This is a genomic window from Acidovorax sp. HMWF029 (assembly GCF_003060895.1).
Taxonomy (GTDB): Bacteria; Pseudomonadota; Gammaproteobacteria; order Burkholderiales; family Burkholderiaceae_C; genus Acidovorax.
Window position 1 is genome coordinate 1 of sequence record NZ_QAIH01000045.1, and the last position, 3,273, is coordinate 3,273.

Consider the following 3,273-nt stretch of genomic DNA (forward strand, 5'->3'; position numbering starts at 1 on the left):
GCTGAGCACCGATACCAGTACACAGTGCTCGTGCAAATGGGTGGGGAAGGGCCTTTGCCAGGTCCATCTTGGTAGGCCCGTTTGGTGTGTGCTGGGAGTCTGTAGGACTTGAGTCGCAGCAGCGTGTCACAAGACGAAAATCAGGTGTCTCGCGCCTTTTGCAAGCAGACTTTTGCCTTGTTGCACATCGATTCTGCTTATAAATTGAGCAATCGCCACTGCAAGGCTGGAAAGCCCGACAAACTCCGAGGCAACAAGGTCATGCAAGACGCGCATTTGGTACGAGGTGCGGGTGCAAGGGTATAATCGGGAGCTTTTCTCGCAACAGCGTCGCCCGACCGCACCCAAAGCAACAACCCATCTGAGAGCAGCCACTGGCACTATCGCACCTTGTGTGTGCGAGTGGCCTGCAGGCGCCGGGCGACCGTAACCATCCGGAGAACCCAGTGCTTTTGTCTCTACAGGGAAGTTTCCCGCCCGCCATTCTGGCGCTCGCAGACGGCACGGTCTTTATCGGCAATTCGATTGGTGCCACCGGCACCACAGTCGGCGAAGTGGTGTTCAACACCGCCATCACCGGCTACCAGGAAATCCTCACCGACCCCAGCTATTGCCAGCAGATCGTGACGCTCACGTATCCGCACATTGGCAACTACGGCGTCAATGCGGAAGACATCGAAGCTGACAAGGTCCATGCCGCAGGTCTGATCATCAAAGACCTGCCTCTTCTGGCTAGCAACTTCCGATCCACGGAAACGCTTTCGCAGTACCTCGTGCGCGAAAAGACGGTGGCCATAGCCAACATTGACACCCGCAAGCTGACCCGCCTGCTGCGCACCCGGGGTGCCCAGAATGGCGCCATCGTGGGCCTGGCCGCAGGGCAGGTGGTGACGCAGGGCCTCATCGATGAAGCCATCGCCAAAGCCAAGGCCGCTCCCAACATGGCTGGGCTGGATCTGGCCAAGGTGGTGACCACAGCATCGCGCTACGAGTGGACGCAGACCGAGTGGCAACTGGGTTCTGGATACGGTGTTCTCGCGCAGCCCCGCTTTCATGTCGTGGCTTACGACTTCGGCGTGAAGAAGAACATTCTGCGCATGCTTGCCGAACGGGGCTGCAAGGTCACCGTGGTGCCCGCGCAAACCCCTGCCGCCGATGTGCTGGCCATGAATCCTGATGGGGTCTTCCTGTCTAACGGCCCTGGCGACCCGGCGCCCTGCGACTACGCCATCGAAGCCACGCGCCAGATCATCGACGCGGGCGTGCCCACCTTCGGCATCTGCCTGGGCCACCAGATCATGGCCCTGGCCAGCGGCGCGACCACCTTCAAGATGGACAACAGCCACCACGGCGCCAACCACCCCGTGAAGGACCTGGACAACGGCCGTGTGAGCATCACCAGCCAGAACCACGGCTTTGCGGTGGACATGGCCTCGCTGCCCGCCACGCTGCGTGCCACGCACATCAGTCTGTTCGACGGCACGCTGCAAGGCCTTGCCCGCACCGACAAGCCCGCGTTCTGCTTCCAGGGCCACCCCGAAGCATCGCCAGGCCCGCACGATATCGCCTACCTGTTTGACCGCTTCACCGCGCTGATGGAGAAGAAATAATGCCAAAGCGCACAGACCTCAAATCGATCCTCATCATCGGCGCCGGCCCGATCATCATCGGCCAGGCCTGCGAGTTTGACTACTCCGGCGTGCAAGCCTGCAAGGCCCTGCGCGAAGAAGGCTACAAGGTCATCCTGATCAACAGCAACCCCGCAACGATCATGACCGACCCGGCCACCGCCGACGTCACCTACATCGAGCCCATCACCTGGCAGACGGTCGAAAAAATCATTGCCAAGGAACGCCCCGACGCCATCCTGCCCACCATGGGCGGCCAGACTGCGCTCAACTGCGCGCTGGACCTGTGGCGCAACGGCGTGCTCGACAAGTACAAGGTCGAGTTGATCGGTGCTACGCCTGAGGCCATCGACAAGGCCGAAGATCGCCTGAAGTTCAAGGACGCCATGACCAAGATCGGTCTGGGCTCCGCGCGCTCCGGCATCGCCCACAGCATGGAGGAAGCCTGGGCGGTACAAAAGAGTGTGGGTTTCCCCACCGTGATCCGCCCCAGCTTCACGCTCGGCGGCACCGGCGGCGGCATTGCCTACAACCCTGAAGAATTCGAGACCATCTGCAAGCGCGGCCTGGAAGCCTCGCCTACCAACGAGCTGCTGATCGAAGAGTCGCTGCTCGGCTGGAAGGAGTACGAGATGGAAGTGGTCCGCGACAAGGCGGACAACTGCATCATCATCTGCTCCATCGAGAACCTGGACCCGATGGGCGTGCACACCGGTGACTCGATCACCGTGGCACCTGCCCAGACGCTGACAGACAAGGAATACCAGATCATGCGCAATGCGTCGCTCGCGGTTCTGCGCGAGATCGGCGTGGACACGGGCGGCTCCAACGTGCAGTTCTCGGTGAACCCGAAGGACGGCCGCATGATCGTCATCGAGATGAACCCGCGCGTGTCGCGTTCGTCCGCGCTGGCGTCCAAGGCCACGGGCTTCCCGATTGCCAAGGTCGCTGCCAAGCTGGCTGTGGGCTATACGCTCGATGAGCTGAAGAACGAAATCACGGGTGGTGCCACGCCCGCGTCGTTCGAGCCTTCGATCGACTACGTGGTCACCAAGATCCCGCGCTTTGCGTTTGAAAAATTCCCCACGGCCGACAGCCGCCTGACCACGCAGATGAAGTCTGTGGGTGAGGTGATGGCCATGGGCCGCACCTTCCAGGAATCCTTCCAGAAAGCCCTGCGCGGCCTGGAAGTGGGCGTGGACGGCATGAACGAAAAGACCCAGGACCGCGAGACGCTCGAAAAGGAACTGGGCGAGCCCGGCCCCGAGCGCATCTGGTACGTGGGCGATGCGTTCGCCATGGGCCTGTCGGTGGACGAGGTGTATGACCTCACCAAGATCGACAAGTGGTTCCTGGTGCAGATCGAAGAGATCGTGAAGATCGAACTCGAACTCGACCAACTGGCCGCCGACAAGGGTGAAAGTGCATTGGCCACCCTGGATGCGGACACGCTGCGCACGCTCAAGAAGAAGGGCTTCTCAGACCGTCGCCTGGCCAAGCTGCTCAAGACCACCGAGAAGTCGGTGCGCGAAGCGCGTCGCGCCCTCAACGTGCGCCCTGTCTACAAGCGTGTGGACACCTGCGCTGCCGAGTTCGCCACCCACACCGCCTACATGTACTCGACCTACGAGGAAGAGTGCGAGGC

2 protein-coding genes are annotated in these 3,273 nt (G+C 61.4%); both read left to right on the forward strand.

Features of this window, described 5'->3' with window-relative positions; all coding sequences use genetic code 11:
* The first annotated feature begins 446 nt into the window (after window positions 1-446).
* Window positions 447-1,610 carry a glutamine-hydrolyzing carbamoyl-phosphate synthase small subunit gene (carA, locus tag DBR12_RS02735; protein WP_108615841.1) on the forward strand — a complete coding sequence of 388 codons (1,164 nt, stop codon included), beginning with the start codon at window positions 447-449 and terminating at the stop codon, window positions 1,608-1,610.
* Window positions 1,610-3,273 (forward strand): carbamoyl-phosphate synthase large subunit (gene carB, locus DBR12_RS02740; RefSeq protein WP_146185455.1); only part of this gene is annotated, 1,664 nt, incomplete at its 3' end. The genes carA and carB, both read left to right, overlap by 1 nt.